Below are 16592 nucleotides of genomic sequence, written 5' to 3' on the forward strand. Positions count from 1 at the left end.
CTTCCCGCGCGTCGTCGCGCGGCGAGTGGCCTGCGAATCGGCCCTGACATGCCGGAACGGATCGGCGTGCGGCCGGCGTCATGCCGAGGCCAGTGTCCGCACGATATTGATGAAGCTGGCAAGGACGTGCCCGATATCGCCTTTGCGCCAGACGAGGCCGGTTTCGACGACGAACGAGCCGTGTGCGAGCGGGCGATAGACGACACCCGTTCGCCGCAGATTGCGCAACGATTGCGGCACCAGCGCGACGCCCATGCCGGCGGACACGAGGCTGACGATCGTCTGCATCTGGATTGCTTCCTGACCGATGTGCGGGACGACACCGACGTCGCTGTAGCACTCCATGATCGCGTCGTAAAACCTCGGGGCGAGACGGCGCGGAAAAATCACGAGCGGAAGGTCCGCAACTTCCTTCAGGTGAATCGGCACATCGTCGGGTGCCGTCGACGCGGCGCTAGGCATCGCGAGCACGAGCGGCTCGCTCAGGAGCGGCAGATACGACAGCTCGGCCACATAGCGTGGCGGCAACGGCGGAATGATCAGGCCCGCGTCGATGTGGCCCGCGACCAGCTCTTCGATCTGCACGTCGCTCGTCGCTTCGGTCAGTTGCAATCGCACCAGCGGATAGCGCATGCCGAATTCGCGCAGCAGCGAGGGCAGCAGCCCGTAATCGGCAATCGAGACGAACGCGAGCGACAGTCTTCCGGTCTCGCCGAGGGCGAGGCTCTTTGCCAGGGCGGGAAGCTCCTCGGCCGCGGCAAGCAGTTTCAGCACCGTCGGAAGCAACGCCTCGCCGACTGCTGTGAGCGCGACCGCACGCTTCGTGCGTGCGAAGAGCTCGACGCCGAGCTCGCGTTCCAGCGAGCGTATTGCCTGCGACAGCGGCGGCTGGGTCATCGAGAGGCGCGCAGCCGCACGGCCGAAGTGCCGCTCCTCGGCAACGGCCGCGAAGTAATACCACTGGCGAAGATCCGGGGGGAAGTTGGGCATTCGTTCGACCTGAAGCGGCTGAATGGTGATGAATCATATATTGGACCAGCGGCCTGTGGCGCATCGGGAGCCGGTTCGTTCTTGTGTGTGCGAGGCGCATAAGCGGATGGCCAGCGCGCGACTTCATGCGACGCAAACGCCTGGAAAGCCAGCAGGCAATTGACGGATCGCATGTCGCTACGGCTTTTGTGACACGTGATGGCAACACCGGATCGAGATGGCCGCCACAACACGGCCGTTCGCCGACGAATTACCCCGTCTTTTCCGGCTCCGAGCCCGCTTCAATCCCACCGACGACAGACCGGCGACGTGGAGCATGCGGACGGAAGCTACCGCGTCAGGCAATACAACACATCGGGACAACCTTCCTCGTTCCTGCTTCCGTCGTTATATGCAATGGCTACGAAACCATGCCGCTCATAAAACGCGGCGGCATCGCGATTCATCTGGAACGTATAGAGCTGGAGCTTGCCAACCGTCTGCGACTTCACCGATTCCAGGAGGGCGGAACCGATCCCTTGTCGTTTGAATTCGGGGCACACGTACAACTGGTCGAGCCATGCGGTACCGTCGGTGATGACGTGTGCGGCCATGCCGACCATGCGATCGTCGTTCATCGCAACGGTCACGTTGCCCGACGGTACGAGTACGTCGGCAATCCAGTCGCGGACGGCGGCTTCGGAGTGCGCGAGCGGCGCGTAGGACGCGAGCGTGTTGCGCGACCGCAGATACACGTCAGCCACCTCCGCGGCATCGGCCGCCATCGCACGGCGCAAGATCAAGGGCATGTATCGGCTGCTCCGGAAAATTAATTGCGTGCACAACGATAGCAGCGCGGAATCGAACTTCCAAGTTCGCGCGGCATGCCGCTGAAACCGGCGACACCGGAAGTCCGGCGCTGCTTGTCGAGTTTGCGGTATGGCGGTGAGATCGGGTTGCCGATTTACTGCTTCATTCCGACATTCCCGTATCATCCGTCCGGTTCGCCGGATCGCACGCGACGGCGATTCCGCACACATGAAAGGACGAGCGATGAAGGTCGAAAGGCGCGGCCACGGCAAAGCGATCGGGCACGGCGAGGCGGCGGATCCGAAGCGGGCCGGCGTCCCACCGGTCACGAAGAGTACCGACCCGCGCGACTACCAGCATGCACCCGCTGTCGCGGCCGTCATGCCGAAAGCATTTCCCGACGGCTTCGTCGTCGCGGAGCACCGGCACACGCGCGCGCAACTCGTCTACACCACGACAGGTATCGCCGAAGTCATCGCCTGCCAGTCGCTGTGGATGATCCCGCCGCATCGCGCACTCTGGATTCCACCCGACCTGCCGCACGCGATGCGCGCACACGGGCAACTCGAAATGCGCACCGCCTACGTCGACCCGCGAGCCTGCCGATCCGCGTACCCGGATCAGCCGGGCCTGGTCAACGTTTCGCCGCTGCTGCGCGAGTTGATCGTGCGTGCGTCGTCGTTCCCGGTCGAGGTCGATCCCGACGGACGCGACGCGCTCGTCATCCAGCTCATGCTCGCCGAAATCGAGTGGTCCCCCGAGCAACCGTTGCGGCTGCCGTCCGGCCAGGACCGGCGTCTTGCCCGGGTCTGCGACGCGATGCTAGCGAATCCGGCCGATCAGCGAACGCTGACGCAATGGGCCGACGAAGTCGGTGCGTCGAGCCGGACACTGGCCCGGCTGTTCACTGCCGAAACCGGGCTGTCGTTCAGCCAGTGGCGCCAGCAGGCCAGGATTTCGGCCGCGCGCCCGCTGCTGGCCTCGGGACGCTCCGTGATCGCCGTCGCGGCCGAACTCGGCTACGAAACCACGAGCGCCTTCTCGACCGTGTTTCGCCGGTTTGCCGGCATGACACCCAGCGCGTACGCGAAACTGTCCGATTCCGCGTAGCAAACGTCTTTCCAGCAAACGCGGGGCGCGGCGCGCTCGCTTATCGTGTCGGTCATCGAATCCACTGACCGAACGAGGCAAGCCGACATGACGCGACACGACATCGAATTCCTGTCCGAAGCCGCCACGCTGCGAGGCTGGTACTACGAACCGGCGCAGCGCATCGCCGGCACGCAGGCGTATCCGGCCATCGTGATGGCGCACGGCTTCTCCGGCGTGAAGGAACAATATCTGGACCGCTACGCCGAGGTGTTTGCCGCCGGCGGTTTTGGCGTGCTGCTCTACGATCACCGGAATTTCGGTGCGAGCGACGGGTACCCGCGTCAGGAGATCGACCCCGTGCAGCAGAAGCGCGGTTATCGCGATGCGATCAGCTATCTGCTGACGCGCCCGGACGTCGATGCCGCACGCATCGGCATCTGGGGCACCAGCTACAGCGGCGGCCACGTGCTCGAAGTCGCGGCCATCGACCGGCGCGTCAAATGCGTGGTGTCGCAGGTGCCGACGATCAGCGGATATCAGTCGGCGTTGCGCCGCACGCGTTCCGATCTGGTGCCCGCGGCGCTGGCTCGCTTCGATGAAGATCGCAGGCAGCGATTCGCGGGCGGCGTGCCGGCGATGTTGCCGGCAGTCAGTGCGGACCCCGCGACAGCCTGCGCGATGGCGGGCGCGGATGCGTACCGGTTCTTCACCGAGTCGGCGGCGCGGTGTGCGCCGAACTGGAAAAACGAAGTGACGCTGCGCAGCGCCGAGATGTCGCGCGAGAACGAGCCGGGCCAGTATGTCGATCGCATCTCGCCGACCCCGTTGTTGATGATCGTGGCCAACGAGGATCTGCTGACGCCGACCGACCTGTGCCTCAAGGCGTGGGAAAACGCGCTGGAGCCGAAGCGCCTGCTGCAGATCAAGGGCGGGCATTTCACGCCGTATATCGAGCATTTCGACGAAACGAGCCGGGCAGCGGTGGCGTGGTTCACGCTGCATCTGTCCGGCGCGTGCTGACCTGACCGGTTGCGGCGCGTGCGTGCGGTGTCCACGGCTTGCGCGAATGGCGATACCGCCGGCTTCGGTGGTGCCTGCGTTTGCGGGGAAGGCGGCAACGCATGCCGAGGCGCGACCGCATCCATCGCCCGCACGAAGCGACACCGGCGAACGGCACGCCGCGATGCCGCACGCGCTCGCGGACGATGTGTCGCCTCTTGGCCCGCACACGGCGGCGGCCGATGCTTCGTCATGTGGAGTAATAGCTGTAATCCGGCCTGAAATTTTCTTTCCGGCGACTCGGGCTAGACTGGTCTCGCCTTGATACCCCCCCAAGGTGTTGTGTGTTCTCGGCTTGGCCCGCGCTTTCAGGTTTTCAGGTGCGGGCCAATTTTTTCGGGCGGGCGCCACCGGCCGTTCCGCTCCCGACCCTGCCGGCGGGTGCGTCATCCGGCCCCCCCGTTTCGCCATAGCCATTCTTTCCGAACCCTTTCATGGAATCCTGACGATCGACGATCGGTCGCAACGTCGTGTGCAATCGTCGGCTCTTGCCCGGATCGTGATGACGTCAGGCAGCGCGGTGTGACCGCTCGATGAGGGGTGAGCGGGATTCTTCTTGTATCCCGCTCGTTGGCCCGACCGTGTCGGGCTTTTTGTGTTCGAGGGCGGGCAGGTGTGCCACCGATCGCTGCATGTGGCAACATCGCGGTGATTTGCACATCCGATCCGGGTGCCGGCAGGCCCATCCATCCGAAGGGGGAGTCATGTTTGACCATGTCAAATTCGGCGTGAGCGACTTTGCAGCCAGCAAGACGTTTTTCCTCAACGCACTTGAACCGCTTGGCGTCGTGGTGGTGGGTGAGGGCGATCCGTCGTACGGCATCGAGATGTCGCCACCTGGCAAACCATCGTTGTGCCTGTTCCAGACGTCGGAGAAGCCGGCGCATCTTCACATCGCGTTCGTGGCCGACGACCGGCAGCAGGTCGATGCGTTCTATCGCGCGGCGCTGGAGGCGGGCGGGAAGGACAATGGCGCGCCGGGGCTGCGGCCGCATTATCACGCGAACTACTACGCGGCATTTGTCATCGGGCCGGATGGGCACAATATCGAGGTGGTGTGCCACCAGGCGCAGGGGTGATGCCCTGTCGGGCAGCATGGGGCGGCGCGGCGGCTTGCAAGGTCAGGTGCGGAGGGACGGCGGTCGACCGACGCCGTCGAATCGATGAGCGAACGCTTGCTTCATGCGAGCAACGGAGCTTTCCGGGATGAGTGACATCGCCATTGACCTGCCTTTTCCCGTCATCGCGATTCTCATGGGGGCCATCTACTGGCCCGTGACGCTTTGCGTCGGCGCTGTCGGGTTGTATGTCGGCGTGGCGCGCCTGCGCGGTATCGGGCGCGTTGTGTGCGTTGCCATTGCACTCCTGTTCATCGTTGATGCCGGCGCGGGGATCTACGAGGCTCTCCGGCAGGGCTTGAATGCTTCGCACTAGACGCGTGTTCGGCGTGCGTGCGCGTGCGCGTACGCGTCTGCGGCGATCGCGGATGGACTAGACTCGGCCGAAACTCGCTGCGTCGTGAAATCGGCAAGCGGCAAATACGATACGAACACAATCCGGGGCGGGGAGCGCAAGCTTCCTGAAAGAGACGATGCCAATCAGCAAGTTGAAGGCCATGCCGGCGTTTCGCGCCGACGCACCGCTGCAGATCCGTCACGCTATCGCGCTCTTCACGATCGTCTGGCTCATCGAGGCCGGATTCGCCGTCTGGCTCACGATGCTGGGTTTCGACCAGGCTGGCGAAATCCCCGCGGCGAAAGCCGTACTCATGCGCAAAGGCGCTGCGATGATCGGGATCATCCAGGCCTTCTGGCTTTTGCTGAACGCGAGCCTGATCGTGGGCCTGTGCCAGCGACAAAAGCTGGCGCGTGTGCTGGAACTGGGGCTCACGGTCGTCACGACGATGGCCCTTCTCGTGATGGGGCTCCCTTTCAGGCTGAGCCTGATCGAAGTGGGCTTTCTCGCCAATGCGATCGCGACCGTGCTCATTTACACGGGCCCGTGTACGCGCTGGTTCCAGGCGGCAGCATCATGAGAGCGTCGTGCCTTCGGCTGACCGGGCGAGTGCCCGCTGTCGAAAATACGGCGTGACGGGATGGCGGCTGTCGAGCCGCGACGTGACGACGCCACGGAGAAACGGGCGATGACTTCGACAAGCATCCGCAGGGCAACGGCAGACGACGTACCGGCGCTGACGCGGATCCGGAACGACGCACACGCGAAGAAGCTCACGTACGGCGACCATGCGTGGGGCAAGGAAGGCGACGGATTCTCCGAACGGTGGGTGCGGAGCAACGTTTCTGAAAAGGACGTGTATGTCGTCGAGCTGGACGGCACGCCGGCCGGAACGTTCTCGCTCGGCTTCGGCGAAGACCGGCACTGGGGGCCGCAGGCACCGATCGCCGGTTACGTGCACGGGCTTTGCGTGCGGCAAGGCTTCAACGGGCTCGGGCTCGGCGGTTTCATGCTCGACTGGTGCGCTCGCAAGGTGAGCAGCTTGAACCGGCATTATGTCCGGCTCGATTGCGCCGTCGAAAACGTGACGCTCTGCGCTTATTACGAGTCGCTTGGCTTCATTCGCGTGGGGTGGATATCGGACGGGATTGTCTGGTCGCTGTACGAGAAACCCGCTCCTTGGCGTTCAACTGGATACGCCCCGTTCGATTTCCCTTGCACCTGACGCTACGTCAGCTTTTATGGTCGACACCGACGACCGGGAAAAAAATGCGACTGAAAATCGGCGATCTGGCGAAGAAGGCGGGACTGAGCGTCCGTGCGTTGCACCACTACGATGCGATCGGGCTGCTGTCGCCGACGCAGCGCACGGACGGCGGCGCGCGCCTGTATGGGCGGGACGACCTCATCCGGCTGCATCGGATCGAGGCGCTGAAACGCTTCGGGTATTCGCTGCCGGACATCAAGGCGAGCCTCGACAGCCAACTGGCCGGCTCGCCGCTCCAGCTTCTGCAGCGCCAGATCGCGGAACTCGATGCACAGGCATCGCGCGCGCAGCGCCTGAGTCGTCACCTGCAATACATCGTGGACATGATCGCCGCCGGCGACGAGACCACGGCGACCGACTGGCTGAACGCTCTGGAGTGGATGAACATGATCCAAAAACACCTTGAAGACGACGAACTCGATGTGTTGCTCGCATCCGGGCCGGATACGATCGCGCCGACGGATCCGTCGTGGGCCGCGCTGATCGAAGAAGTTCGCGTTGCCCGGCAGCAGGCGCTGCCGGCCGGCAGCGAGGCCGCCCAGGCACTGGCGTGGCGCTGGATCCGGCTCGTGGTCCGGATGACCCGCAACGACCCGACGCTCGCGACCAAGCTGATGGCGATTCAGCTCGACGAACCGCGTGCTCCGCAAATCGTCGGCATCACGGCGGAGATGCTGGCATGGATCGACGAAGCGTTCGTGCACGCGCGCTGCGCGCTGCTTGCGAAACACCTCGACCCGACCCAGGCCGACGAGGTGCGGCGGCGCCAGTTCGCCGCCATGAAGCATCGAGCGTGGCCGGCGCTGGTGGCCGAACTGAGAGCGCAAATGGATGCGGGCGTCGACGCCGGCGCCGCACCGGTGCAGGCGATCGTCAGGCGCTGGCAGCAGCTGTTTCTCGACAGCTTCTGCGGCGACGACGCGGCGCTCGAAGCACGCGTGCGCGATGCGATGATGCGCGAACCGGATCTGCAACTGGGCATCGGCCTCGACGATGCGTTGCTTGCTTATCTGAACCGGGCGCATGTCGTCGGCCACGACACGACGCCGGTGAACGCCGGGCCCAAGCCGAGCGCGTTGCTGGTGGCCACGCAGCGGGCCGCGCACCAGCTGCTCGACCGGCCGCTGGTGCTCGACGATCCGGCCGCGCTGACCGTGCTCGGTGCGGCTGAGGCGCAAGCCTTGCGCGACAACCTCGACAAGTTCCGCCAGCCAATGACGGTGGGCATGCGCAGCACGGTGGTGGTACGCAGCCGGCTTGCCGACGACGTATGGGCCGACGCGATCGAACGCGGCATCCGCCAGTATGTGGTGCTGGGTGCGGGGCTCGATACCAGCGCATACCGGCGAGCCGATGCGCCGGGGCGCGTGTTCGAGGTCGACCTGCCGGCGACGCAGGCGTGGAAGCAGGCACGTTTGCGCGAGGCGGGCATGGCGGTGCCGCCGTCGCTGCAATTCGTGCCGGTCGATTTCGAGCGGGTCGGTCTCGCGCAAGGGCTGGCGCGCGCCGGTTTCGATGCCGATGCGCCGGCGCTGTTCAGCTGGCTCGGCGTGACGATGTATCTCGACGAGGCCGCGGTGATCGACACGCTGCGCTTCATCGCCGGGTGTGCCAAAGGCAGCGCGGTCCTGCTCGAATATGTGGTTCCGCTGTCGAGCCTGCCGCCGATCATGCGCATCGCGATGGAGCAGATGACGGCGCGATTCGCCGAGCGTGGCGAGCCGTGGAAAAGCTTCTTCGAACCCGACGCACTGACCGCGAGGCTCGCCGCGCTGGGCTTCAGCCACAGCAACACATGGACGCCGGACGAGTTGAACCGGCGTTATCTCGCGAATCGCGCCGACGGGCTGCACATCGGCGCGTCGCCGGGGCGTCTGGTTCTGGCGACGGTCTGACGAACCGGCGCGACGCGCAGCGCCGGCCGCAACCGCCCATTCGACAGAAGCGGCCGGATCATCGACAATTCGCGGCTATCAAAACATGAGAGAGAGGGCAGGTGCATGCGCAGGGTCGTCAAGTCGCTCGGGGTGATCCTGGGCATTTCCGTCGCCGGCATCGCGGGTGCGCAGGCCGCCCCGAGCGAACCGGCATTCCCGCGTTTCACCCAGGCGGAGGGCCGGCAGGATTCGGACGGGCTTCCGCTGTCCGGCGTGAAACTCTGCGTGCTGCCCGATCGTGCGCCATGCTTCGAGATGCCGCCCGAGCCGGTTCCCCATTCGTCGAAGGAGCTTTACCAGTTCGGTCTGATGCCGCGGTCCGAGCGGCTGCCGATTGCGTCGGGCGGCTCGTGGGTGTTCTTCTCGGGGATGTTCTCGGGCGGGGGCAGCGGGATGCTGGAGCGCGTGGCGATATTGCGTTATGGCGCGAACGGCAAGATCGAGAACCTGATGCCGGAAGTCACCCAGACCGAGACGGCCGATCGCGCGATGTGGAAGGTGCCGGACGTGTCACCCTATCCGGTGTTCGTGCGGGCGGATTTCGTGTGGGCCGACGACGAGGATCATTTCGGCAAGCACTTTTTCGTCGTCGACGCGTGGACGTTCGATCCCGCCATCGGGCAGTACAGGAAGCGGTTTTCCTACCGCACCGCGAAGCGTTATGACCGCGGCGAGGGCTCGGATCATGTGTTGAGCGCCGAGCGTGCGGACATTCTGCGTCACCTCGCCGCCAGCAAGTAGCGCGCTGCCGCTGCGGCGAGCCTCCGCCGCCGCGCGCGTGGGTTGCCGGCGAGGGCGAACCGCCGTTCAGGCGGCCGCCCGCGGCCTCATCGCTGCGCTTCCCCATAAGTCTCCCTGCATACCTCGCGCAACGCGTCGACGAGCAGATCCCGCGCGGGCGAGCGCGAATCGGCGGCGCGGGTAAAGAGCGCGATGGGCGGGAGCGTCCAGACCAGCGAGTACGGCACGATCGCCACGCCGGCGATCCGCACCAGTTCTTCCGCGATGTCGGCGGGCACGATCGATACGGCCTCGTCGCTCGACGCGATCATCTCGCCGATCAGCTTGGACGAGTAACTTTCGACGATCGGCACGGGCGGCGGGATGCCGGCCGACAGGAACAGGTCGGTGACCTGTTCCCGCATCGGCGTATGCGGGGCGCCGAGAATCCAGTCGAGCGCGTGCAGCTTGTGCCAGTCCAGCGCGGTGCGGGCCAGTTTCGCGGCAAGACGCCGGCTCGCGATCATGCGCGGCTGCTGCTGGTACAGCACCTCGAAGGAAACCTGCCCCAGGTCGATCGCCGACGACGCCCGCCCGATCACGATGTCGACGCTGTGATCCTTGAGCTGCAGCAGGAGCTGATCGCTGGTGCCTTCGTGAATCGTCACGGTCAGGCGCCGTTCCATGCGCGCCTGCAGCCGCTTGAGCGCCGCCGACAGCATCTGCCCGGAAATGAACGGAATCACGCCGATGTGCAGGTGGGCCGCATGCCCGGCGGCGACGGCCTCCATTTCGCGGGCGAGGTGGTCGAGATCCTTGATCATCGCCTTCGCCCGCTCGAGCACGACCGCGCCGAGCGCGGTAGGCCGCATGCCGCGCGACGAGCGCTCGAAGAGCGGCGTGCCGAACATGCTCTCCAGCTCGGACAGCGCGTTCGTCACGGCCGGCTGGCTGCTGGCCATGTGCTCCGCGACACGCGTCAGCGACCCGTGCTGCTGGATCTGCAGCAACAGCACCAGGTGCCGCATCTTCAGGCGCGCGCCCAGCCGCCTGACCACGTCGTTCGCGTCAAAAGTCATTGACTGGTCACGTATTCATCATGAAAAAGTGATGGAGCGATATTAAAACAGAATCATCACCTTATGGCGGATCCCTAGAATCACCTTCATGGATCGCGCCGGGACTGGCCTGGCGCCCGTGCCCGGATCGAAAAACATGAAACAGACTGAGACACAGCAGCAGGCAGCGTTCGACTATCACGAATTTCCGACCCCGGGAAAGATCTCGGTCGTCGCCAGCAAGCCGCTCGTGACGCAGCGCGATCTCGCGCTGGCGTACACGCCGGGCGTGGCGGGCGTGTGCGAGGCCATCGCCGCCGATCCGCTGCAGGCGCACCGCTTCACCAGCCGCGGCAACCTGGTCGGCGTGATCACGAACGGCACGGCCGTGCTGGGTCTGGGCAACATCGGCCCGCTCGCGTCCAAGCCGGTCATGGAAGGCAAGGCCGTGCTCTTCAAGAAGTTCGCGGGGATCGACGTCTTCGACATCGAGATCAACGAAACCGATCCGGACAAGCTGGTCGACATCATCGCGGGCCTCGAGCCCACCTTCGGCGGCATCAACCTCGAGGACATCAAGGCGCCCGAATGCTTCACGGTCGAGCAGAAGCTGCGCGAACGCATGAAGATCCCGGTCTTCCATGACGATCAGCACGGCACCGCCATCACCGTGTCCGCCGCGTTCATCAACGGGCTGAAGGTCGTCGGCAAGTCGATTTCGGAAGTGAAGGTCGTGACGTCGGGCGCAGGGGCCGCCGCGCTGGCCTGTCTGGACCTGCTGGTCGACCTCGGGCTGCCGGTCGAGAACGTGTGGGTGACCGATATCGAAGGCGTCGTCTATCGCGGGCGCACCGCGCTGATGGACCCGGCCAAGTCGCGCTTTGCGCAGGAAACCGATGCGCGCAAGCTGGCCGACGTGATCGGCGGCGCGGACGTGTTCCTGGGCCTGTCGGTCGGCGGCATCCTGAGTGCCGAGATGCTGAAGGAGATGGCGCCGCGCCCGCTGATTCTCGCGCTGGCCAATCCCACGCCGGAAATCTTCCCGGAACTGGCGCATGCGACGCGCGACGACGTCGTCATCGCGACGGGCCGTTCGGACTACCCGAACCAGGTCAACAACGTCCTCTGCTTCCCGTACATCTTCCGCGGCGCGCTGGACGTGGGCGCGACGACGATCACCCGCGACATGGAGATCGCCGCGGTGCACGCGATCGCGGGGCTGGCCGAGGAAGAGCAGAACGAAGTCGTCGCGGCGGCCTACGGCGCATACGATGTGGCGTTCGGCGCGCAATACCTGATTCCGAAGCCGTTCGACCCGCGCCTGATCGTCCGTATCGCGCCGGCCGTGGCGAAGGCGGCGATGGAAGGCGGCGTGGCGAAGCGCCCGCTGACGGATCTCGACGCGTATGTCGAGCAACTGCAGCAATTCGTCTATCACTCCGGCGCGTTCATGAAGCCGCTGTTCGCGACGGCGCGCCGGCTGGTGCGTGACGGCGGCAAGGCGCGGATCGTCTTCACCGAAGGCGAGGACGAGCGCGTGCTCCGTGCGGTGCAGGTGATCGTCGACGAGAAGCTGGCGCGTCCGATCCTGGTCGGGCGCCCGGAAGTGCTGCTGGCGCGCATCGAGCGGTTCGGCTTGCGGATCCGGCTCGGCCAGGATGTCGAGGTGACGAACCCCGAGTACGACGAGCGGTTCCCGCAGTACTGGACGACGTATTGGGAACTGCGCTGCCGGGACGGCATCTCGAAGGAAATGGCGCGGGTCGAGATGCGGCGCCGCCTGACGCTGATCGGCGCGATGATGGTGCGGCTCGGCGATGCGGACGGGATGATTTGCGGCACGGTCGGCGAATATCACAACCACCTGCGGTTCGTCGACGAGGTGATCGGCAGGAAGCCGGGTGCGTCCACGTATGCGGCGATGAACATCCTGTTGCTCGACCAGCGGACGGTCGCGTTGGTGGACACGCACGTCAACGACAATCCCGATGCCGGGCAGATCGCGGAATTCACGATTGCCGCGGCTCGTCAGATGGAATGGCTGAACCTCACGCCGAAGGCGGCGTTGCTGTCGCGGTCGAACTTCGGGTCGGGGAGTGCGGCGTCGGGCGTGAAGATGCGCCGGGCGCTGGAGATCATCCGGGAGCAGGCGCCCGATATCGAGGCGGACGGCGAGATGCATGGCGACTGCGCGCTCGACGAGGGCTTGCGGTCGAGGCTGCTCCCGATGTCGCCGCTGAAGGGGGCGGCGAACCTGCTCGTGTGCCCGAACGTGGATGCGGGGAATATCGCGTACAACCTGCTCAAGACGGAGGCGGGCAGCAATGTGGCGGTGGGACCGTTCCTGCTGGGCGTCAACGCGCCGGTGAACATTCTGACGTCCAGCGCGACGGTGCGGCGGATCGTGAACATGACGGCGTTGACGGTGATCGAGGCGAACCGGAACGCGTCTGTTTGAGCGGAAACCGGAAGGGGGCGGGTTCACCGGACGCTGTGTGGTTCGGGGGGACTCGCCCCTTCGGCGATGGCTTTCTAGTCGCGCCCGTCGACGTTGGCTTCATCGAGGCCCCATGTGGCCGCAAGATGATCGCGCAAGGTCGCGAGAATCTCGTCCGATAGCTCGGGCAATCCCCGCGCGGTGGCTCGGGCGAGGATCAATCCGCCCACCATTGTCGACAGCATCGAAATTGCTCGAACCCGGTCCTCGGGTTCGATCTGCGCGGCCTCGGTGCCATCGGGCCTCCGCTGCGCGAACAGCGTCATGTAGCGCCCGATGCCTTGGGCGAAAGCGTCTGCGATCGCGCCCGTTTCGCGTGCCGCGTCTGCCGCGAGCGCGGCCACCGGGCAGCCCTGGCCGACGCTGTCGCGATGCTGCGGCGACAGGTAATTTGCGACGCCGGTTCGAAGGAACCCGTCGGCGTCGGTGTTCGCATCGGCATCCGGTGTCTCCAGCTCGGAGAGTTTCCACTCGAACGCATATTCCGCGGCCTCCGCCGCCAGGGCATCCTTCGATTCGAAGTGCCGGTACAGCCCGCCGTGGGTGAGCCCGGCCTCGCGTGTGATGTCGGCCACTCCCACGCCGGTGAAACCGCGTTCGCGGTACAGCCGGGCCGCGGCCTGCAGGATGGCGAGGCGGTTCTCGGCCACCTGCGTTTTCGAGACTTTCATGAAGATCCTTTCGTGCGCATGGCATTGCGTGTTGATGACAATCATACTCAATACTGTATGATGTCGATCATCATCAATAGATCGATCAGGACAGAATCCATGCACATCACGCCCACTGCGAACCGCCGAATCGTCGTCACCGGGATGGGAATGGTCTCGCCGCTGGGGTGCGGAGTCGAACTGGCGTGGCAGCGGCTGCTGGCCGGCCAGTCGGGCTTGCGCCGGCTACCGGATTCGATGACGGCGGACATCGCGGCCCGCGTGGGCGGTGTGGTGCCCGATGTGCACGAGGACGGGTGCGGCGGCTTCGACATCGACCGCTTCGTGTCGACCAAGGACCAGCGCAAGATCGACCGCTTCATCGCCTTCGCGCTCGCCGCCGCGCAAGAGGCACTCGCGCAGGCGCAATGGGCTCCGGCCGACGAAGCGTCCCAGCGGCGCACCGCCACGGTCATCGCGTCGGGCATCGGTGGATTTCCGGCGATTGCGGGCGCGGTGCGGACGACCGAGACGCGCGGACCGAAGCGTCTGTCGCCGTTCACGATCCCCTCGTTCCTCGTCAACCTTGCCGCGGGCCACGTGTCGATCCGGCACGGCCTGAAGGGGCCGATGGGCGCCCCGGTGACGGCTTGTGCCGCGAGCATCCAGGCCATCGGCGACGCGGCGCGGCTGATCCGCTGCGGCGAGGCCGACATCGCGGTGTGCGGTGGCGCCGAGGCCGCAATCGATCGCGTCAGCCTGGGCGCCTTCGCCGCAGCGAAGACCTTGTCCACCGGCTTCAATGACACACCCACCCGCGCATCGCGACCCTTCGACCGGGCCCGCGACGGTTTCGTGATGGGCGAAGGTGCCGGCATGCTGGTGATCGAATCGCTCGAGCACGCGCTTGCGCGCGGCGCCGCGCCCCTGGTCGAGCTCATTGGATATGGCACCAGCGCCGATGCGTTTCACATTACCTCCGGCCCCGAAGACGGCAGCGGCGCGCGACGCTCGATGCAGACGGCGCTGACGCAGGCCGGCCTGACTCCGTCCGACCTGCAGCATCTCAACGCTCACGCGACCTCGACGCCGGTCGGCGACCTGGGCGAATTGGCCGCGGTGCGCGACCTGTTCGGCGTCGACGTCCCGCTCGCCATCACCTCCACCAAGTCGGCGACGGGCCACTTGCTGGGCGCGGCCGGTGGCGTAGCGGCGATCTTCACCGCCCTGGCCTTGCGCGATCAGGTCGTCCCGATGACGCTGAACCTCGAACAGCCGGACGCACTCGCCGAAGGCCTGGACATCGTGCGCGATGCGCCGCGGCACATGCCGATCGTTCACGCGATGGCCAACGGTTTCGGCTTCGGCGGCGTGAACGCCAGTGTCGTCTTCAAGCGTTGGGGAGCGTGATGGCGCACGCGTTTGCGAAGCCTGCCGGGTGCCGGTGGCCCGGTCGGCTCCTCGATCGGCGATCGGTTCACGGTCGAACGCTCGGCGGATGCGTGAAGTCCGGGCCATTCGCCGAAACCCTTCGGGGCGCGGACTAATCGGAATATTCAATCGAGCATTCGCTCTCGGCATCAGCGAATGCGCCGGCGTACGTCGGCTTCGGGTCGATCACGGTCCGTGGTGGCGTGACGGCGAAGCAATCCCAGGTCTGATCTGACGCAGGCCGAGAGATCAGGGTTTTGACTTACCCGTCTGATCTCACTCTCGCGACGGACGTTCCGGCCGCCCTGATTTCTTCGGGCCGTTTCAACCTCGAGGCGCGGCCCTGGCGAGCGGCTCCCTTCACGCTGCCGCGCTTGTCAGTCGAAATCCGTTGTTACCGGCTTGGGATGTCCGCAATCGTTTGCAAGCAACCACCCGGATATCGGCTAAACCCTTGGACGCCTCCACCGCGTCTCCGCGCCTCGCGCCGATTTAATCAGTATTTCGTAACAATTGCCCGTCGCGACACGCCGGGTAGCACGTATTCGATACCAATCCTAACGAAGTTTTAGGGCTCGCTACTTCGCGTATCATCCGATAATTAGCTTTTATTTTCGTCTAAAATCGCGCTTCCTCTTACTTTATAACGGAAAGCGTTTTGAAAGGACTGACGAAAAATATCTCGCGCACGGCCATCGCCGCATGCGTCGCTTATGCCGGGCTCATGCCTTTATCCCGGCCCGCCGAAGCCCAGGTCGAACCTCTGAAGAATCCCGTCTACGGTGTGACCCTCGACGACCTGACCAAACTGGACGCCATCGTCGCGTCGCTGCAGAACCTGCCGTACAAGCCCACCGTGCGTGTCGTGTTCGATCCGGGTACGTCGGCCGCCGACTACTACGCGCCTCTGCTGCGCCTGCACGCAGTCGCGTACGTGATGGGCGAAGTCTACGATTCCTACTATTTCCCGACGGATCTCGCCACGTATCAGGCGCGAACGCAGGAACTGGTGTCGCAGCTGAAGAACACCGTCGACGTCTGGGAGATCGCGAACGAAATCAACGGCGAATGGCTGCGTAACAACCCGAGCGGCACGAATTCCGTGGTCAACTCGCAAGAGCAGCAGATCGGCCAGATGGTTGCGGCGGCCAACCAGATCGTCAAATCGAACGGCGGCAAGACGGCCGTCACGCTGTACTACAACGACGACAGCAAGGGCAACAACTGCTGGGAGAAGCCGCAGGATTACTGGAAGACGTGGCCGACCACGTTCCTGTCGTCTACGGTCCGCCAGCAGGCCGACTACGCGCTGTTCAGCTACTACCCGTATCAGGATTGCCCGGGGCTGAACCCGACGTGGAAGAACGATTTCGCGGCGCTGGAAAGCATCTTCCCGAACGCGAAGGTCGGCTTCGGCGAAATCGGCACCTCGGATATTTCCGCGCCCGCATCGGTGCAGCAGAACCTGATCAAGACCTACTACCCGATGGTCAACAGCATGGCCGATCCGCGTTTCATCGGCGGATTCTTCTGGTGGAACTACGTCGAGCAAATGCTCCCGTATTCGACGAGCTCGTACTTCCAGCTGTTGCGTCAGACGATCATCACGCTCAAGGCGCCCAACTAAGCGAAAAGCGCCATCCAGGA

General features: G+C 65.0%; 15 protein-coding genes. 11 read left to right on the forward strand and 4 right to left on the reverse strand.

The window, feature by feature from the left end; all coding sequences use genetic code 11:
* Positions 1-78 precede the first annotated feature (78 nt).
* Together L810_RS02045 and L810_RS02050 are read right to left on the reverse strand one after the other, a co-directional pair.
* Positions 79-990, reverse strand: coding sequence for a LysR family transcriptional regulator (locus L810_RS02045; RefSeq protein ID WP_021156690.1), 912 nt, complete (start codon positions 988-990; stop codon positions 79-81).
* Positions 991-1319: 329 nt separating this feature from the next.
* Entirely contained in the window at positions 1320-1754 is a 435-nt protein-coding gene (locus L810_RS02050) for a GNAT family N-acetyltransferase (protein ID WP_218921726.1), read from the reverse strand.
* A gap of 268 nt (positions 1755-2022) precedes the next feature.
* Here L810_RS02050 and L810_RS02055 point away from each other — a divergent pair, with 268 nt between their 5' ends.
* The 8 genes from L810_RS02055 (at position 2023) to L810_RS02090 (ending at position 9330) form a co-directional block, all read left to right on the forward strand.
* Positions 2023-2889 (forward strand): AraC family transcriptional regulator, encoded by an 867-nt coding sequence (locus L810_RS02055; RefSeq protein WP_081712782.1) that lies wholly within the window; start codon positions 2023-2025, stop codon positions 2887-2889.
* Between the two features lie 87 nt (positions 2890-2976).
* Positions 2977-3891 (forward strand): alpha/beta hydrolase, encoded by a 915-nt coding sequence (locus L810_RS02060; RefSeq protein WP_021156693.1) that lies wholly within the window; start codon positions 2977-2979, stop codon positions 3889-3891.
* 743 nt (positions 3892-4634) lie between these two features.
* Complete coding sequence (locus tag L810_RS02065; RefSeq protein ID WP_021156694.1) at positions 4635-5009, forward strand: VOC family protein; 375 nt, start codon at positions 4635-4637, stop codon at positions 5007-5009.
* A gap of 127 nt (positions 5010-5136) precedes the next feature.
* Positions 5137-5364 (forward strand): hypothetical protein, encoded by a 228-nt coding sequence (locus L810_RS02070; protein ID WP_021156695.1) that lies wholly within the window; start codon positions 5137-5139, stop codon positions 5362-5364.
* Between the two features lie 157 nt (positions 5365-5521).
* Positions 5522-5965: a hypothetical protein gene (locus tag L810_RS02075; RefSeq protein ID WP_059627684.1), complete on the forward strand. Its 444-nt coding sequence runs from the start codon at positions 5522-5524 to the stop codon at positions 5963-5965.
* A 60-nt stretch (positions 5966-6025) separates the two neighbouring features.
* The gene (locus L810_RS02080; protein ID WP_257008773.1) at positions 6026-6610 is read left to right on the forward strand and encodes a GNAT family N-acetyltransferase; all 585 of its coding nucleotides are present in this window, start codon (positions 6026-6028) and stop codon (positions 6608-6610) included.
* A gap of 44 nt (positions 6611-6654) precedes the next feature.
* Positions 6655-8547 carry an SAM-dependent methyltransferase gene (locus L810_RS02085; RefSeq protein ID WP_042972849.1) on the forward strand — a complete coding sequence of 631 codons (1893 nt, stop codon included), beginning with the start codon at positions 6655-6657 and terminating at the stop codon, positions 8545-8547.
* 105 nt (positions 8548-8652) lie between these two features.
* Positions 8653-9330: a hypothetical protein gene (locus L810_RS02090; RefSeq protein WP_021156699.1), complete on the forward strand. Its 678-nt coding sequence runs from the start codon at positions 8653-8655 to the stop codon at positions 9328-9330.
* Between the two features lie 86 nt (positions 9331-9416).
* Here the strand turns inward: L810_RS02090 and L810_RS02095 are convergent, their stop codons facing one another.
* Entirely contained in the window at positions 9417-10388 is a 972-nt protein-coding gene (locus tag L810_RS02095) for a LysR substrate-binding domain-containing protein (RefSeq protein WP_021156700.1), read from the reverse strand.
* A gap of 136 nt (positions 10389-10524) precedes the next feature.
* Between L810_RS02095 and L810_RS02100 the strand changes: the two genes are divergently transcribed.
* The gene (locus L810_RS02100) at positions 10525-12825 is read left to right on the forward strand and encodes an NADP-dependent malic enzyme (protein WP_021156702.1); all 2301 of its coding nucleotides are present in this window, start codon (positions 10525-10527) and stop codon (positions 12823-12825) included.
* Between the two features lie 74 nt (positions 12826-12899).
* Here the strand turns inward: L810_RS02100 and L810_RS02105 are convergent, their stop codons facing one another.
* Positions 12900-13535, reverse strand: coding sequence for a TetR/AcrR family transcriptional regulator (locus L810_RS02105; RefSeq protein ID WP_042972866.1), 636 nt, complete (start codon positions 13533-13535; stop codon positions 12900-12902).
* 99 nt (positions 13536-13634) lie between these two features.
* Between L810_RS02105 and fabF the strand changes: the two genes are divergently transcribed.
* Complete coding sequence (gene fabF / locus L810_RS02110) at positions 13635-14924, forward strand: beta-ketoacyl-ACP synthase II (RefSeq protein ID WP_042972851.1); 1290 nt, start codon at positions 13635-13637, stop codon at positions 14922-14924.
* 745 nt (positions 14925-15669) lie between these two features.
* Positions 15670-16572, forward strand: a complete 903-nt coding sequence (locus L810_RS02115; protein ID WP_257008774.1) for a hypothetical protein — start codon at positions 15670-15672, stop codon at positions 16570-16572.
* Positions 16573-16592: the final 20 nt, after the last annotated feature.

Source organism: Burkholderia sp. AU4i (genome assembly GCF_000466765.1).
Taxonomy (GTDB): Bacteria; Pseudomonadota; Gammaproteobacteria; order Burkholderiales; family Burkholderiaceae; genus Burkholderia; species Burkholderia cepacia.